The following is a 16,211-nucleotide window of genomic DNA, read 5'->3' as shown; positions in this document are numbered from 1 at the left end:
TCCTGCGACCGCAACGCGGCTTAGTTGGTGTCTATTGCAGCGCCTGGACGCCAGCGACGAGCCAGCCGCTGCCGCCGTCCGTGGTCTTGGTCATGTTCCAGACCTCGCGGAAGGGGCTCGGTCCTGCGGACATGTCTTCGCGGATCATGCCCGAGAACTCCACGCTGGCCATGTAGGCGTCGGGCATCTCCTCGATGCCGAGCAGCTTGGCGTCGAGCATGACGACCTCGGTCTTGTTCGGCCGGCCGCCCGTGTGGGTCTCGCGCTCGCCCAGCTGCTGGCGGATCTCGCCGACCATGCCGTCGGTCATCATCGAGCGCAGGGTGCCGATGTCGGCGCGGTCCCAGGCGTCCTGCAGGGTCACGAAGTTGCGCTTGGCGGCGGCCAGGAAGCCGTCGGCGTCGAAGCCGGCCGGAATGCCCCAGGCCTGCGAGCCCGCGAGCGCCGAGCCGATCATGCTGCCGCCAGCGGCAGCGGCGCCGGCCATCGAGGAGCCACCGGCGCGCTCGGCGGCCGGATGCTCGGCCTGATGGGCCTGGGCGTCGAAGGCAGCGGTGTTGCTTTCCCAGGGACGTGCCGAGGCGTCGTTGCCGACGTTGCGCGGGCTGTACTGCGGCGGCGCGGTGGCGTCGGCCGGGCTGCCAGCGCCCTGGAACGCGAAGCCGCCGGCGCGGGGCGACGCAGCGCCACGCGAGCGGGCCGCGAAGATCCGCCACACCACCACGGCCGCGAGCACCAGCAGGCCGATCAGCAGGATGTTGCCGAAGGCTTCGCCCAGGCCCAGCGAATGCGCGAGCCAGGCCAGGCCCAGGCCGGCCGCGAGGCCGCCGAGCATGCCGGCCCAGGGCCGCTTGGCCGCGGCAGCGGCGGGCGCTGCGGCAGCGGGCTTGGCGGCGGCCGCACTGTTGACGTTCTGCGCAGGGGCGCCCGGGGCCGCGGGTGGCGTGGCCTGGCGCTGCGTCACGTTGCCGGACTGCTTGCCGAAGGATTTACCGCCGCCCATGCGGGCCGCGCTGGCGTCGATGCTCACGACGGCCAACGCACACACCAGTAACAAGGAACCAAGATTCTTCATGACGTCTCCTCAACGGCGAACAAAAAGCTTCAACATTTGATTCCAACATGCAGAGCGACAACGCCGCCCGTCATGTTGTGATAGTCCACATGCCCGAAACCGCCCTCCTTCATGAGGGTCTTGAGGTCTTCCTGAGCCGGGTGCATGCGGATCGATTCGGCCAGGTAGCGGTAGCTCGCGTCGTCGCCGGCGACCACCTTGCCCAGGCGTGGCAGCACGCTGAACGAATACCAGTCGTAGGCGCGGCGCAGCGGCTTCGCGACCTTGGAGAACTCGAGCACCAGCAGCTTGCCGCGCGGCTTCAGCACACGGTTCATCTCCTTGAGCGCCAGGTCCTTGTGCGTCATGTTGCGCAGCCCGAAGGCCACGGTCACGACATCGAAATGGTGGTCGGGGAACGGCAGCTTCTCGGCGTCGCAGACCATCGTGGGCAGGGCGACACCGGCATCCAGCAGGCGGTCGCGGCCGGTGCGCAGCATGGCCTCGTTGATGTCGGTGTGGATCACCTCACCGCTCGCGCCGACCTTCTTCGCGAACGCGAGCGCGAGGTCGCCGGTGCCGCCCGCGATGTCCAGCACCTTCGAGCCTTCGCCGACGTTGGCGACCATCACGGTGTAGGCCTTCCAGGCGCGGTGCAGCCCCATCGACATGAGGTCGTTCATGAGGTCGTAGCGCGATGCGACCGAATCGAAGACACCGCGCACGCGCTGCGCCTTGTCTTTCTCCTCGACCGATTCGAATCCGAAGTGGGTGGTACTCATGGACCCGATGTTAGGCCGGAAGCGCTCGCATCAAGTCCGATACCCCGTTCCGGGCCCGGACTTTCGCTGCTCAGTGGCTGGCGCAGCCGTGGCCGCCGTGGCCTGCGCCACCGCCGGCCTTGCCGGCCATCGGCGCATCGCGATCGATCCCCGCGGCGGCGAGCCGGCGTTCGTAGTCGGCCCACAGCTCGGCCTCGCGCGCGCCGAGGTCGTAGAGCAGGTTCCACGAGAAGATGCCGCTCTCGTGGCCGTCGCTGAATCGGGGCTGCACCGCGTAGTTGCCGACCGGCTGCAGGTCGACCAGGCCGATCTCGCGCTTGCCGGTCTGCAGCACCTCCTGCCCCGGGCCATGGCCCTGCACCTCGGCGGAGGGCGAGTAGATGCGCATGAGCTCGAACGGAATCCTAAAGCTCGCGCCGTCGGAGAACCCCACCTCGAGCACGCGCGACTGCCCATGTACCGTGATCGACACGGGCGTCGGTGCGCCTGCCTGCAAACCTGCCATCAGAAACCTCCGGTTGCCAGATGCCGGATCATCTCGCGTTCGAGCGCCGGCAGGCCGAATGCGACGGCCTGCTCGCGCTGCGGATCGCCCGCACGCTGCTCGGCGGCCCAGACGGGCGACGGAAAGCGGTTGTCCCACTCGAAGCGCGCGATCACGTGCCAGTGCAGGTGCGCCACCATGTTGCCGAGCGCGGCGAGGTTGATCTTGGTCGGCGCCAGCGCATCGCGCAGGCAACGCTCGACCACGGCCACGGCTTCCATGCACAGCGCGCGCTCGTCGGCCGACAGGTCCGACCACTCCGCAACGTGGTCGTTCCAGACCACGCGGTAGAAGGCCGGAAAGCCCGCCTCGTCGGCATGGATGACCCGCAGCCTTCGGCCCTGGAACACGAGCCGGCCGCCCGCCGAATCGCACAGCGGACAACCGGGCCGATGCACGCTGGCACTCATACCAGCACGCGCTCGATGCCGCCGTGGTTGGCGGCCTTCACGTAGGCCGGCAGCCAGTCGTCGCCGAGGATGCGGTTGGCCATCTCGACCACGATGTAGTCGGCCTCGAGCAGTCCGTTGTCGAGGTCGTTGCCGTAGCGGCTCAGGCCCTGCAGGCAGCTCGGGCAGCTGGTGAGGATCTTGACGTTGGCCTCGGGCCCGACCTTGCCCGTGGCGCGCAGCGCGGCTTCGCCCTTCTTCAGTTCCTCTTCCTTGCGGAAGCGGATCTGGGTCGAGATGTCGGGCCGGGTCACGCCCAGCGTGCCCGATTCGCCGCAGCAGCGGTCGTTCTTCATGACGTTGTCGCCGACCAGCGCCTTGACGGTCTTCATCGGGTCCTGCAGCTTCATCGGCGTGTGGCAGGGGTCGTGGTAGAGGTAGCCGCCACCGCCCATGTCGCCCAGCGTGATGCCCTTCTCGAGCAGGTATTCGTGGATGTCGATGATCCGGCAGCCCGGGAAGATCTTGTCGAACTGGTAGCCCTGCAACTGGTCGTAGCAGGTTCCGCAGCTCACGACCACCGTCTTGATGTCGAGGTAGTTGAGCGTATTGGCGACGCGGTGGAAGAGCACCCGGTTGTCGGTGATCATCTTCTCGGCCTTGTCGAACTGGCCGCTGCCGCGCTGCGGGTAGCCGCAGCACAGGTAGCCCGGTGGCAGCACGGTCTGCACGCCGGCATGCCACAGCATGGCCTGCGTGGCCAGGCCGACCTGCGAGAACAGCCGCTCCGAGCCGCAACCCGGAAAGTAGAACACCGCCTCGGTCTCGGGCGTGGTGGCCGCGGGGTTGCGGATGATCGGCACGTAGTCGGCATCCTCGATGTCGAGCAGCGCGCGCGCCGTCTTCTTGGGCAGGCCGCCCGGCATCTTCTTGTTGATGAAGTGGATCACCTGCTCCTTGATCGGCGCCGGGCCCAGCGTCGCCGGCGGCGCGGCGGTCTGCTTCTTGGCGAGGCCGCGCAGCAGGTCGTTGGCCAGGCGCTGGGCCTTGAAGCCGATGTCGACCATGCCGCTTCGCATCAGCTTGATGGTCTGCGGGCTGGTGGCGTTGAGGAAGAACATCGCGGCGGCATTGCCGGGCCGGAAGGACTTCTGCCCCATCTTGCGCAGCAGGTTGCGCATGTTCATCGAGACGTCGCCGAAGTCGATGTTGACCGGGCACGGCGTCAGGCACTTGTGGCAGACCGTGCAGTGGTCGGCCACGTCCTCGAATTCCTCCCAATGCTTGAGGCTGACGCCGCGCCGGGTCTGCTCCTCGTACAGGAAGGCCTCAACGAGCAGCGAGGTCGCGAGGATCTTGTTGCGCGGCGAATAGAGCAGGTTGGCGCGCGGCACGTGCGTGGCGCACACGGGCTTGCACTTGCCGCAGCGCAGGCAGTCCTTGACGCTGTCGGCAATGGCGCCGATGTCGCTCTGCTGCATGATGATCGACTCGTGGCCCATGAGGCCGAAGCTCGGCGTGTAGGCATCGGTCAGGTCGGAATGCAGCGGCCGGCCATCGGGCCCCAGGTGGCTGCCGTCGCGCAGCAGCTTGCCCTTGTTGAAGCGGCCTTCGGGGTCGACCCGCTTCTTGTAGTCGGTGAAGGGCTGCAGCTCGGCGTCGCTCAGGAACTCGAGCTTGGTGATGCCGATGCCGTGCTCGCCAGAGATCACGCCGTCGAGCCGGCGCGCCAGCGCCATGATGCGCACCACGGCCGCATGGGCGGTCTGCAGCATCTCGTAGTTGTCGCTGTTGACGGGGATGTTGGTGTGCACGTTGCCGTCGCCGGCATGCATGTGCAGCGCGACCCAGACGCGACCCTTGAGCACGCGCTGGTGGATCTGGTTGCACTCGGCAAGGATCGGCGCGAACTCGGTGCCGGTGAAGATCGCGGCCAGCGGCGCGCGCAGCTGGGTCTTCCAGCTGGCGCGCAGGGAATGGTCCTGCAGCTGGGGGAACAGCGCGTCGACATCGGCCAGCCAGCCCTGCCACAACGCCCGCACATCGCGCACGAGCGCCACGGCCTGGGCCACGCGCTCCTCGAGCATCTCGGCCGACGGCAGCTCGGTGATGCCGTCGCTCTTGCCGAGCGGCAGATTGCCGCGCGCGAGGAAGTCCTCGAGCGCATCGGCCAGCGCGATCTTGTTGGCAAGCGACAGCTCGATGTTGATGCGTTCGATGCCGTCGGTGTATTCGGCCATCCGCGGCAACGGGATCACCACGTCCTCGTTGATCTTGAAGGCATTGGTGTGGCGGCTGATGGCGGCGGTCCGCTTGCGGTCGAGCCAGAACTTCTTGCGCGCCTCGGGGCTGATCGCGATGAAGCCCTCGCCGCTGCGCGAATTGGCGATGCGCACCACCTCGGAGGTGACGCGCGCCACCGCGTCGGCGTCGTCGCCCGCGATGTCGCCGAACAGCACCATCTTCGGCAGCCCGCCGTGGCGCTTCGACTTGGTGGCGTAGCCGACCGCCTTGAGGTAGCGGTCGTCGAGATGTTCGAGGCCTGCCAACAGGACCCCCGAGCGCTTCTGTTCCGCGAACATGAAGTCCTTGATCTCGACGATGCTCGGCACCGCGTCCTTGGCATTGCCGAAGAACTCGAGGCAGACCGTTCGCGTGTGCGCGGGCATGCGGTGCACGATCCAGCGGCAGCTGGTGATCAGGCCGTCGCAGCCTTCCTTCTGGATGCCGGGCAGACCCGAGAGGAACTTGTCGGTGACGTCCTTGCCGAGACCCTCCTTGCGGAAGGTGCGGCCGGGGATCTCGAGCCGCTCGCTGCGCAGCGGCGTCCTGCCGTCGGCGGCAAAGTAGGCCAGCTCGAAGACCGCGCTCTCGGCGTCGTGGATCTTGCCGAGGTTGTGGCCGAGGCGCGTGACCTCGAGCCATTCGGCATCGGGCGTGACCATGCGCCAGGAGGCCAGGTTGTCGAGCGCGGTGCCCCACAGCACGGCCTTCTTGCCGCCCGCGTTCATCGCCACGTTGCCGCCCACGCACGAGGCCTCCGCCGACGTGGGATCGACCGCGAACACGAAGCCGCCGCGCTCGGCCGCATCGGCCACGCGCTGCGTGACCACGCCGGCCTCGGTCCAGATGGTCGGCACCGGCGCCTCGAGCCCCGGAAGCGAACGCATCTCGACCTCGGTCATGGCTTCGAGCTTCTCGGTGTTGATGACCGCGCTGTTCCAGGTCAGGGGAATGGCGCCGCCGGTGTAGCCGGTACCGCCGCCACGCGGCACGATGGTCAGGCCCAGCTCGATGCAGCCCTTGACCAGGCCGGCCATCTCTGCCTCGGTATCGGGCGTCAGCACCACGAAGGGGTATTCGACGCGCCAGTCGGTGGCGTCCGTGACGTGCGAGACACGCGACAGGCCGTCGAACTTGATGTTGTCCCTGGCGGTCAGGCGCCCCAAAGCACGCGTGGCCTTGCGGCGCAGTGCAGCCACCTCGCGGAACATGCCGTCGAAGGCCCCGACCGCGCGCGCGACCAGCTCGGTCAGCTCGCCGACCGAGACGTCGCGCTGGGCGTCGCTCGCGGGCGTGCGGCGCTTCTGCACCTCGCCCAGGCGATGGTTGAGCGCCTCCACCAGCTGGCCGCGGCGGCGCGGGTTGTCGAGCAGGTCGTCGACCAGGTAGGGGTTGCGCTGAACCACCCAGATGTCGCCCAGCACCTCGTAGAGCATGCGCGCCGAACGGCCGGTGCGGCGCTCCGAGCGCAGGCTCTGCAGCAGCTCCCAGCCACGTTCGCCCAGCAGGCGGATGACGATCTCGCGATCGGAGAAGCTGGTGTAGTTGTAGGGGATCTCACGAAGTCGCGCGGGCTCTGCGGCCTGCGACAACAACGCCGTCAGCGCGGTCGGAGCATTCATCGGGGGAAACGCCTCGGTCGGGCACTGCGCGCCCTGGAACCGGGGGGTGGATTTTAAGTCAGCCCGGCCGGCCGTGCCGGCGCAGGGCAACGGGGCTACGACAGCAATGGCCAGCTGCAGGCCCTGAACGAAGAACGGCCCGCATGAAGCGGGCCGTCTCGTATCGCTGTCCGGAGCGATCAGGTCAGGGCACGTTGGCGCCCGTTATCTGGTAGGCCTTGCCTGGCAACGCATAGGCGCCGCCGAACTCAAATTCCTGTGACATCCCACAGCCGTTCGGCGACCGGCAGGCGGCGCCGGAACCGGTGTTGGTATAGAAGATGACCGGCCCGTAGCGGTAGTTCAACACCTGCCTGCCCTCGTAGTCGGCCACCGTCAGCACGAACGATTCGGTCCCGTGGTTGTCCGCGTCTTCGGCCCACACCGGATCCTTGAGCCGCGAGTCCTGGAACTCGCGCCGGATCGAGCCGCTGTTGCGGTCGGCGTTGAAGTGCACCCACTGGATCTTCTTGTCGCCGCGCGAGACCACGATCACGTTGTTGTTCAACGTCACCGTTCGCTCGGCGGGATCGTGCTTCACGTAGGCCAGCGCCGTCGGGTTCTTCCCGATCGGCACCGAGCCCGTGAGCGCGATGTCGCCCGGCACCGCCGAACCATTCGACGCGTAGTTGCCCAGGCTGTAGATCTGCAGCGTGCCGTCCTCGGTCGCCACCCAGGCACGCTGGGTCGAATACAGCGCCGCCTTCACCGCCGTCGGGCGCTTCTTGTCGGCAAGCACGATCGTCTTGATCACGGTCGGCTTCTGCACCGGCGCCTGCTCGAAGGTGAGCGGCCACTGGGCAGGCTCCTGGCCCACCGTCAGGGTCTTCTGGAAGTTCGCGCTGGTGCCGAAGTACATCGACTGGTAGTAGTCGAACAGCGGCTTCAGGTTCACGAACGAGACCTTCCCCTCCGACTTCGACACCACCACCGCCACCCCGCCGTGGGCATTGGTGTTGTAGTTGCAGGCGCCCGCCATGAAGGTCTGGCGGTTGGCCTCGACGGTCAGCGGCAGCTGCTCGTGCGAAGTGAAGGGATCGGCACAACGGCCCGGCGGGTACACCCGCTGGAGTTGCTCGTTGTCCATCCCGGTGGTGACCGAGATCTCGGTCGGCGCGATCATGTCCGGCAGGTCCACGTAGCCGATGACCTTCATGAACGCGATGTTGCCCAGGTTCGGCAGGCCGGGCACGATCGAGGTCCACTCGCCCCAGTACGAGCCACCCGGGGGGCAATGCTTGCAGCCGCCGGCCAGGGCGACCAGCGCGACCTGGCCCTTGAGGTTCACCGTGTCCCACACCGTGACCAGCGCGAACTCACCACCGTTGGTGACGGCCACCGCGGTCGGCACCTTGCCGGCGCCCAGTTGCGCGGTGGTGCGGTTGTCGGCCGTGTTGCTGCCGGTGGTGGCGAGCAGACCGTTCTGGAAGGCCATGATCGTCTGCGCGCACCACGTCAGGCGCCCGTAGCAGCGGCCCATCGCCACCGGGTTGGTCTGCACGCCGGCCGGGATCAGCGACCGGTACGAGGCCTTCGTGGCCGGATCGTCCAGACCGGGGGCGAGCACCCAGCTGAGCTGCGGCGACTCCGAGAAGGTGTTGCTGCGCTGCGCCAGCAATTCGAACGTCGACACGCCCAGGTACTGGGTCGGGTTGTCGGGCAGCCAGGACACCTGGCCCATGGTGGTGGAGTAGTCGCCCTCGCTGCTGCCGTCGTACGAGCCGACCTGCCAGACCATGTTGGTGAAGCGCGAGCTGGCCGGGTATTTGTTGGCCGCCGGACCGGCATAGGTCGTCGACGTCCCCGCCGCGGCGGTCCCCTTGCCATAGCGGTACTCGATGCCCGCCGCCTTGTTCAGCTGCGTCGCCATGGCCTGGTAGCCAGGCACCGAGACGCTGCCCCCGGCATCGACCACGTCGCCGGGCAGCGCCGGTCCGGTGGTGGTGCCGGCAGACCCGCCGCCCGTGCTGCCACCGCCGGTGCTGCCACCGCCCGTGCTGCCGCCACCCGTGCTGCCGCCACCCGTGGAGGGCGGAGGCGTGCCCCCGCCGCTTGCGGCGCCGAGCGAATAGCAGGCCTTGCGCGTGCCAGGCACCGGATCCTGGCCGAAGTAGGCGTTGCTGCAGCTCGCCGTGCCCGTGACCGTCTTCTCCACCCACTTCGAGCCCGCGCCGTACTTGACGACCGTGGCCGTGGCGACGGTGAATGAACCTCCTTCATTCGCCAGCAACGCGGACGAAGCCGGCGGTGCCGTCGTCGTCGGGGGCGTCGTCGTCGGGGGAGGCGTCGTCGGGGGAGGCGTCGTCGGGGTGCTCGACGCGAAGCACTTTTTCATGACGCCAGGCAAAGGGTCCTGGCCGAAGTAGGCATTGCTGCAGATCGCCGACCCCCTCACCGTCTTTTCCACCCAATTCGAGCCTGCGCCATAGCGCACGGTCGTGGCCGTGGTGAGAGTGAACGACTGACCTTCGGACGCGATCCGGACCCAGCTGGCGTCGAGCTTCTGCTCGGCGGCTGCCTGCTTGGATCCGGTTGCGGCCAGGGCGACTGCGTCGCCTGCGTATTCGGCCTCGACCATCTTGGTCGTTCCGGCCGTGGTGGCCGTCGCGGCCGTGTCACCGATGCCGGAGGCACCTGCGAGTGCGCCACCGTCCGAACCACTTCCGCCGCCACAGGCAGCCAGGACGGCCGCCACCACGAGGCACAGGCCTCTCGATATTACTTTCACGATTGATTCCTCCACTTGACATGATTTTTCAGGCTTATGCATGTCATGTGCAGGATTTTTCCTACATTTTGTGCTCGTACATGGGGTTACCAGTTGGCACCGTTTTCCCCGCCGAGCTCAAGCGCCACTGATAGGACAACTGGCTAAAAATGCAACCAAGTTGTTGCCAACGGCGGTCAAAAAGACCACAACGGCCTTACACCCTTTCACAAAAGGGCGACTTCAATCGTCTCAGGAACAACAGTCGGAGGGTGCGCTGAGCTAGAACAGCACGCGGCTGCGGATCGTGCCGGGCACCTTCGCCAGCTTCTCGAGCGCGAGGTCGGACGAGGCGGCATCGATGTCGGTCACGACATAGCCGACCTTCTCGTTGGTCTGCAGGAACTGCGAGGCGATGTTGATCCTGTTGTCCGAGAAGATCCTGTTGATCTCCGACAGCACGCCGGGCACGTTGCGGTGGATGTGCAGCAGCCGGTGCTTGCCCGGGTGCGCCGGCAGCGCGACCTCGGGGAAATTGACCGACGAGGTCGAGGTGCCGTTGTCGCTGTACTTGACCAGCTTTTCTGCCACCTCGAGGCCGATGTTGGCCTGGGCTTCCATCGTCGAGCCACCGATGTGGGGTGTCAGGATGACGTTGTCGAGCCCGCGCAGCGGTGACTGGAACTCGTCCTTGTTGCTTCGCGGCTCGACCGGGAAAACGTCGATCGCCGCGCCGAGGAGCTTCTTCGCCTTGAGTGCCTCGGCCAGCGACTCGATCTCGACCACGGTGCCGCGCGAGGCGTTGATCAGGATCGCGCCGGGCTTCATGGCCGCGATCTCGGCGGCGCCGATCATCCACTGCGTGGCCTGCGTCTCGGGGACGTGCAGGCTCACGATGTCGCTCTGCGCCAGCAGGTCGGGCAGCAGGCGCACCTGCCGTGCGTTGCCGAGCGGCAGCTTGGTGACGACATCGAAGAAGGCGACCTGCATGCCGAGCGCCTCGGCCAGCACCGACAACTGGGCGCCGATCGAGCCGTATCCCACGATGCCGAGCGTCTTGCCGCGGATCTCGAAGGCGTTCTCGGCCGACTTGAGCCAGCCCCCGCGATGCGCCACCGCGCTCTTCTCGGGTACGCCGCGAAGCAGCAGGATGGCCTCGGCCAGCACCAGTTCGGCCACCGAGCGCGTATTGGAATACGGTGCGTTGAACACCGCCACGCCGTGCTCGCGCGCGGCATCGAGATCGATCTGATTGGTGCCGATGCAGAAGGCGCCCACCGCGACCAGCTTGCCGGCCTCGGCGAAGACCTCGGCCGTGAGCTGGGTGCGCGAGCGGATGCCCAGGAAGTGGACATCGGCGATGCGGGCCTTGAGTTCGGCATCGGGCAAGGCGCCCGCAAGCGATTCGATCTGGGTGTAGCCGGCGGCCTGCAGCACCTCGACGGCCGAAGGGTGGATGCCCTCGAGCAGGAGGAACTTGATCTTGCTTTTGTCGAGTGAAGTCTTGCTCATGCCGGTGTCCGAAAGACGGACGGCGATGCTAGCATGGTGCGCTGCAGCATCGCCGCCGGCGCCCCGCCCAAAAGGGTTTCCCCGGTTGGCCGGCGCCGAGGCGCGCGCCAAGAATGGCCGACGCCTTCCTGTCATGTGCGCGAGCTAACATCGCGCGCTTTTCTGGCGCTTCCCAATTTCCCCTCAGGAGTCTTCATGCGATTCAAAACGCTCGCCTTGGCATCGGCCCTGGCTGCCACGCTTTCCACTTCCGCGCTGGCCCAGACCGAAATCCAATGGTGGCATTCGATGACCGCCGTCAACGGCGAATGGGTCAACGACCTGGCCCGGCAGTTCAACGAGAGCCAGAAGGAATACAAGATCGTCCCGACCTACAAGGGCCAGTACGACGAATCGATGACCGCGGCCATCGCCGCCTTCCGCGCCGGCAACGCCCCGCACATCCTGCAGGTGTTCGAGGTCGGCACCGCGACCATGATGGCCAGCAAGGGCGCGATCGTGCCGGTCGGCCAGGTCATGAAGGACGCGGGCGAGAAGTTCGATCCGTCGGGCTACATCCCGGCGGTCGCCGGCTACTACACGGCGCCCAACGGCCAGATGCTGAGCTTCCCGTTCAACAGCTCGACCACCATCTTCTATTTCAACAAGGACGCCTTCAAGGCCGCCGGCCTGCCGACCGACAAGGCGCCGACGACCTGGCCCGAAGTGGTCGCGGCGGCCGCCAAGCTCAAGGCCAGCGGCCACAAGTGCCCGTTCACGACCGCCTGGCAGAACTGGACGCAGCTCGAGAGCTTCTCGGCCTGGCACAACGTCGAGTTCGCGACCAAGAACAACGGCCTGTCGGGCACCGACACCCGCCTGAAGGTCAACTCGCCGCTGCATGAGCGCCATATCGAGAACCTCGCGAGCATGGCCAAGCAGGGCCTCTTCGTCTACAAGGGCCGCTCGAACATTCCCGAGGCCTCGTTCGTCTCGGGCGAGTGCGCGATGATCGCGACCTCGTCGGGCTTCTACGGCAACGTGGCGAAGAACGCCAAGTTCGCCTACGGCCTGACCGCACTGCCCTACTACCCGGACGTGCCCGGTGCGCCGCAGAACACGGTCATCGGCGGCGCCAGCCTGTGGGTGATGGCGGGCAAGAAGTCCGAGGAATACAAGGGCATCGCGAAGTTCTTCAACTTCATCTCGACGCCCGAAGTGCAGTCGGCCAGCCACAAGCGCACGGGCTACCTGCCCATCACCACGGCCGCCTACCAGCTCACCGACAAGTCCGGCTTCTACAAGGAGCACCCGGGCACCGACGTCGCCGTGACGCAGATGATCCGCAAGGTGACCGACAAGAGCCGCGGCATCCGCCTGGGCAACTACGTGCAGATCCGCGCCATCGAGGACGAAGAGCTCGAGCAGGTCTGGAGCGGCAAGAAGACGGCCAAGGAAGCCCTCGACGCCATCGTGACCCGTGGCAACGAACAGCTCGAGCGCTTCCAGAAGGCGAACAAGGGCTGACGCTCTTGCCAGCCTTCGCTGACAGGCTGGCACCCCGGCCTGCCCTCCCCGCCGAGCGGGGAGGGTTCCTGCCGGGGTTCTGAGGGCCTTCGCGGCAGTTAGACTCGCAGCCCCGCCGGACGCAAGAATCGGCGGGGTTTTTTGCTTTTTGAGGGATCCATGGAAAAACGCGTCGTCTTTCGCTCGGGCTGGTTGCCGTGGGCGCTGCTCGCGCCGCAATTGATCGTCATCAGCGTGTTCTTCTTCTGGCCGGCAAGCCAGGCGCTGATGCAGTCGATGCAGATGCAGGACGCCTTCGGCACATCGACCGAATGGGTCGGCCTCGACAACTTCAAGCAGCTCTTCGCCGACCCGAAGTACGTGCAGTCCTTCGAGACGACAGCGCTGTTCTCGGTCCTGGTGGCCTTCTTCGGACTGTCGATCTCGCTCGTGCTGGCGGTCTTTGCCGACCGCATCGTGCGCGGCGCGATGGTCTACAAGACGCTGTTGATCCTGCCCTACGCGGTGGCGCCGGCGGTGGCCGCGGTGCTGTGGCTCTTCATGTTCTCGCCCTCGCTCGGCGTCGTCGCCTATGCGCTCGGCAAGCTCGGCCTCGACTGGAACCACCTGCTCAATTCGACCCACGCGATGACGCTGATCGTCATGGCTGCGGTCTGGAAGCAGATCTCCTACAACTTCCTGTTCTTCCTGGCCGGCCTGCAGTCGATCCCGAGGTCCCTGATCGAGGCTGCCTCCATCGATGGCGCCGGACCCTGGAGGCGCTTCTGGACCGTGCAGTTCCCGCTGCTGTCGCCGACCACCTTCTTCCTGCTGGTGATCAACGTGGTCTACGCCTTCTTCGACACCTTCGCGATCGTCGACACCGCGACGCAGGGCGGCCCGGGGCGTGCGACCTCCATCCTGGTCTACAAGGTGTACTACGACGCCTTCAAGGCCATGGACCTCGGCGGCTCGGCCGCCCAGTCGGTGGTGCTGATGGCGATCGTCGTGGTCCTGACGGTCGTCCAGTTCCGGTACGTAGAAAAGAAAGTGAACTACTGATGCACAGCCTCCACGCGCATCGCTGCCCCCCGGGGGCGCACTGACATGGTCGAGAGAAACCCCACCCTGGGCATCCTCGCGCACGCCGTGATGATCTTCGGCGTGCTGATCGTCGCCTTCCCGCTCTACCTGGCCTTCGTGGCCTCGACCCACACCGCGCAGGAGATCGTGCAGTCGCCGATGCCGCTGCTGCCGGGCGGCCATTTCTGGGAAACCTACAAGGCTGCGCTGTTCGGCCGCGAGTCCGGCGCCGGATCGACCGCACCCGTGGCACGCATGATGTGGGTCAGCCTGGTGTCGGCGCTGGTCATCACCTTCGGCAAGATCTCGATCTCGCTGCTGTCGGCCTTCGCGGTCGTGTACTTCCGCTTTCCGTTCAAGGGCCTGTGCTTCTGGGCCATCTTCATCACGCTGATGCTGCCGGTGGAAGTGCGCATCGGGCCGACCTACCAGGTCGTCTCCGACCTCGGCATGCTCAACAGCTACGCCGGCCTCACGGTTCCGCTCATTGCCTCGGCGACCGCCACCTTCCTGTTCCGCCAGTTCTTCCTGACGGTGCCCGACGAGCTGATCGAGGCCGCCCGCATGGACGGGGCAGGGCCGATGCGCTTCTTCTGGGACGTTCTGCTGCCGCTGTCGAAGACGTCGGTCGCGGCGCTGTTCGTGATCCAGTTCATCTACGGCTGGAACCAGTACCTTTGGCCGCTGCTCGCGACCACGTCGGAGGACATGTACCCGGTCGTGATCGGCATCAAGCGGATGATCGCGGGCGGTGACGGCCAGAACGAATGGAACATCGTGATGGCCACCGCGCTGCTTGCGATGCTGCCGCCCGCGGTGGTCGTGATCCTGATGCAGAAGTGGTTCGTCAAGGGCCTCGTCGATACGGAGAAGTGACGCCGCATCCAGGCGTCCCATTGGAAAACCGAGAAGAAAAACATGGCAGCACTTTCACTGCGCAACGTCATCAAGCGCTACGGGCACGGCCCGAAGGCCAACCAGGTCATCCACGGCGTCAGCGCCGAGATTCCCGACCACGAGTTCGTCGTCATCGTCGGGCCCTCGGGCTGCGGCAAGTCGACGCTGCTGCGCATGGTCGCGGGGCTCGAGGAGATCAGCGCCGGCGAGATCCGCATCGGCGACCGCGTCGTCAACGACCTCGAACCGGCCGAGCGCGACATCGCGATGGTGTTCCAGAACTACGCGCTCTATCCGCACATGACGGTGTTCGACAACATGGCCTACGGGCTGAAGATCGCCAAGGTGCCGGTGCCCGAGATCAAGACCCGCGTCGACAAGGCGGCCGGCATCCTCGAGCTCGGCCACCTGCTCGCGCGCAAGCCGCGCGAGCTGTCGGGCGGGCAGCGCCAGCGCGTCGCGATGGGGCGGGCCATCGTCCGCCAGCCCAAGGTGTTCCTGTTCGACGAGCCGCTGTCGAACCTCGACGCCAAGCTGCGCGCCCAGACCCGGCTCGAGATCCAGAAGCTGCACCGCGAGCTCGGCATCACCTCGCTGTTCGTGACCCACGATCAGGTCGAGGCGATGACGCTCGCACAGCGCATCATCGTGATGAACGGCGGCGTGATGGACCAGTTCGCGACGCCCGACGAGGTGTATTCCCGCCCTGCCACCACCTTCGTCGCGAGCTTCATCGGCTCGCCGCCGATGAACCTACTGCGCAACGCCCCGGGCGTGCGTCCCGGCATGATCCTCGGCATCCGTCCCGAGCACCTGACGCTCGACCCGAACGGCTGGTCGGTGCAGATCGAGCACGTGGAGCTGCTGGGCGCCGAGCGGCTGATCTACGGCCGCATCGGCGAAGAGCAGCTGATCATGCGGGTCGACGAGAGCCATGTGCCGCCGACCGCCGGCGACACGCTGCGCATCGCTGCCCGTCAGGACAAGCTGCACTGGTTCGACGCCGGCTCCGGCAAGCGCAGCGCCTGAACGCGGCGGTTCGCATGGAGCCCTGGCCCTACCCCCGCTGGATCGCGCACCGCGGTGCCGGCCGGCTCGCGCCCGAGAACACGCTGGCGGCCTTTCGCCTCGGTGCCGAGCACGGCTTCCGGATGTTCGAGTGCGATGCCAAGCTCAGCGCCGACGGCGTCGCCTTCCTGCTGCACGATGCCACGCTCGAGCGCACCAGCAATGGCCACGGCGTCGCCGGCGAACACGACTGGTCGACGCTGTCGGGGCTCGATGCCGGCGGCTGGCATTCGCGCCGTCATGCCGGCGAACCGCTCGCGCGCCTGGAAGGGCTGATCCGCTTCTGCCTCGCGAACCGCCATGCGCTCAACATCGAGATCAAGCCGACGCCGGGTCACGAGCGCGCCACCGGCGAGGTGGTGGCGCGCGAGGCCGCGTCGCTGTGGCACGACGCAAGCCTGCCGCCGCCGTTTCTCACGTCCTTCTCGCGCGAGGCACTGGACGCCGCGCGCAGCGCCGCCCCATCGCTGCCGCGCGGCCTGCTTCTCGACACGCTGCCCACCGACTGGCTCGAGGCCGCGCTCGCGCTCGGCTGCGTGGCGATCGTCTGCAACCACGCGCTCTGGGACGCCGCCACCGTGGCCCGGGCGCATGCGGCCGGCCTGCGGGCGCTGAGCTACACGGTGAACGACGAATGGGCCGCCGAGCGGCTGATCGCGCTCGGCACCGACGGCATCATCACCGACCGGGTCGACCGCTTCAGTCCCGCGGGCTGAGCACGGGCGCATGCCGCCCCGCGGCGACAC

General features: G+C 67.0%; 12 protein-coding genes. 5 read left to right on the top strand and 7 right to left on the bottom strand.

Features of this window, described 5'->3' with window-relative positions; all coding sequences use genetic code 11:
* Nucleotides 1–31 precede the first annotated feature (31 nt).
* The 7 genes from QTH87_RS03430 to serA form a co-directional block, all read right to left on the bottom strand.
* On the bottom strand, nucleotides 32–1,075 hold the full coding sequence (locus QTH87_RS03430; RefSeq protein ID WP_286606876.1) for a Tim44 domain-containing protein: 1,044 nt from the start codon (nucleotides 1,073–1,075) through the stop codon (nucleotides 32–34).
* A gap of 29 nt (nucleotides 1,076–1,104) precedes the next feature.
* Nucleotides 1,105–1,836 (bottom strand): bifunctional demethylmenaquinone methyltransferase/2-methoxy-6-polyprenyl-1,4-benzoquinol methylase UbiE, encoded by a 732-nt coding sequence (ubiE, locus tag QTH87_RS03425; RefSeq protein WP_286606875.1) that lies wholly within the window; start codon nucleotides 1,834–1,836, stop codon nucleotides 1,105–1,107.
* A gap of 70 nt (nucleotides 1,837–1,906) precedes the next feature.
* Nucleotides 1,907–2,341, bottom strand: coding sequence for a gamma-butyrobetaine hydroxylase family protein (locus tag QTH87_RS03420; protein ID WP_286606874.1), 435 nt, complete (start codon nucleotides 2,339–2,341; stop codon nucleotides 1,907–1,909).
* Nucleotides 2,341–2,790, bottom strand: coding sequence for an HIT family protein (locus tag QTH87_RS03415; RefSeq protein ID WP_286606873.1), 450 nt, complete (start codon nucleotides 2,788–2,790; stop codon nucleotides 2,341–2,343). The genes QTH87_RS03420 and QTH87_RS03415 overlap by 1 nt, the downstream gene beginning before the upstream one ends.
* Complete coding sequence (locus tag QTH87_RS03410) at nucleotides 2,787–6,674, bottom strand: DUF3683 domain-containing protein (RefSeq protein WP_286606871.1); 3,888 nt, start codon at nucleotides 6,672–6,674, stop codon at nucleotides 2,787–2,789. Before QTH87_RS03410 ends, QTH87_RS03415 begins: the two co-directional genes overlap by 4 nt.
* A 184-nt stretch (nucleotides 6,675–6,858) precedes the next feature.
* Complete coding sequence (locus QTH87_RS03405) at nucleotides 6,859–9,441, bottom strand: hypothetical protein (protein WP_286606870.1); 2,583 nt, start codon at nucleotides 9,439–9,441, stop codon at nucleotides 6,859–6,861.
* Nucleotides 9,442–9,702: 261 nt separating this feature from the next.
* Entirely contained in the window at nucleotides 9,703–10,932 is a 1,230-nt protein-coding gene (gene serA, locus QTH87_RS03400; protein WP_286606867.1) for a phosphoglycerate dehydrogenase, read from the bottom strand.
* Between the two features lie 195 nt (nucleotides 10,933–11,127).
* On the opposite strand from serA, the gene ugpB reads away from it, so the two are divergent.
* From ugpB to ugpQ, 5 genes are all read left to right on the top strand, one after another.
* Complete coding sequence (gene ugpB, locus QTH87_RS03395; RefSeq protein WP_286606865.1) at nucleotides 11,128–12,438, top strand: sn-glycerol-3-phosphate ABC transporter substrate-binding protein UgpB; 1,311 nt, start codon at nucleotides 11,128–11,130, stop codon at nucleotides 12,436–12,438.
* Nucleotides 12,439–12,597: 159 nt separating this feature from the next.
* Complete coding sequence (gene ugpA, locus QTH87_RS03390) at nucleotides 12,598–13,479, top strand: sn-glycerol-3-phosphate ABC transporter permease UgpA (RefSeq protein WP_286606864.1); 882 nt, start codon at nucleotides 12,598–12,600, stop codon at nucleotides 13,477–13,479.
* 45 nt (nucleotides 13,480–13,524) lie between these two features.
* On the top strand, nucleotides 13,525–14,376 hold the full coding sequence (gene ugpE, locus QTH87_RS03385) for a sn-glycerol-3-phosphate ABC transporter permease UgpE (RefSeq protein ID WP_286606863.1): 852 nt from the start codon (nucleotides 13,525–13,527) through the stop codon (nucleotides 14,374–14,376).
* 42 nt (nucleotides 14,377–14,418) lie between these two features.
* Nucleotides 14,419–15,426, top strand: coding sequence for a sn-glycerol-3-phosphate ABC transporter ATP-binding protein UgpC (gene ugpC, locus QTH87_RS03380; protein ID WP_286606861.1), 1,008 nt, complete (start codon nucleotides 14,419–14,421; stop codon nucleotides 15,424–15,426).
* 14 nt (nucleotides 15,427–15,440) lie between these two features.
* Complete coding sequence (gene ugpQ / locus QTH87_RS03375) at nucleotides 15,441–16,181, top strand: glycerophosphodiester phosphodiesterase (RefSeq protein ID WP_286606859.1); 741 nt, start codon at nucleotides 15,441–15,443, stop codon at nucleotides 16,179–16,181.
* The last annotated feature ends 30 nt before the right edge of the window (nucleotides 16,182–16,211 follow it).

The sequence above is a fragment of the Variovorax jilinensis genome, from assembly GCF_030316885.1.
GTDB classification, from domain to species: Bacteria; Pseudomonadota; Gammaproteobacteria; order Burkholderiales; family Burkholderiaceae_C; genus Variovorax; species Variovorax jilinensis.
This window is presented reverse-complemented; position numbering and strand designations above follow the sequence as displayed.

Excerpts from the sequence above, each read along its gene's own strand:
- QTH87_RS03430 (WP_286606876.1), bottom strand. The coding sequence starts at position 1,075 with ATGAAGAATCTTGGTTCCTTGTTACTGGTGTGTGCGTTGGCCGTCGTG.
- ubiE (WP_286606875.1), bottom strand. The coding sequence starts at position 1,836 with ATGAGTACCACCCACTTCGGATTCGAATCGGTCGAGGAGAAAGACAAG.
- QTH87_RS03420 (WP_286606874.1), bottom strand. The coding sequence starts at position 2,341 with ATGGCAGGTTTGCAGGCAGGCGCACCGACGCCCGTGTCGATCACGGTA.
- QTH87_RS03415 (WP_286606873.1), bottom strand. The coding sequence starts at position 2,790 with ATGAGTGCCAGCGTGCATCGGCCCGGTTGTCCGCTGTGCGATTCGGCG.
- QTH87_RS03410 (WP_286606871.1), bottom strand. The coding sequence starts at position 6,674 with ATGAATGCTCCGACCGCGCTGACGGCGTTGTTGTCGCAGGCCGCAGAG.
- serA (WP_286606867.1), bottom strand. The coding sequence starts at position 10,932 with ATGAGCAAGACTTCACTCGACAAAAGCAAGATCAAGTTCCTCCTGCTC.
- ugpB (WP_286606865.1), top strand. The coding sequence starts at position 11,128 with ATGCGATTCAAAACGCTCGCCTTGGCATCGGCCCTGGCTGCCACGCTT.
- ugpA (WP_286606864.1), top strand. The coding sequence starts at position 12,598 with ATGGAAAAACGCGTCGTCTTTCGCTCGGGCTGGTTGCCGTGGGCGCTG.
- ugpE (WP_286606863.1), top strand. The coding sequence starts at position 13,525 with ATGGTCGAGAGAAACCCCACCCTGGGCATCCTCGCGCACGCCGTGATG.
- ugpC (WP_286606861.1), top strand. The coding sequence starts at position 14,419 with ATGGCAGCACTTTCACTGCGCAACGTCATCAAGCGCTACGGGCACGGC.
- ugpQ (WP_286606859.1), top strand. The coding sequence starts at position 15,441 with ATGGAGCCCTGGCCCTACCCCCGCTGGATCGCGCACCGCGGTGCCGGC.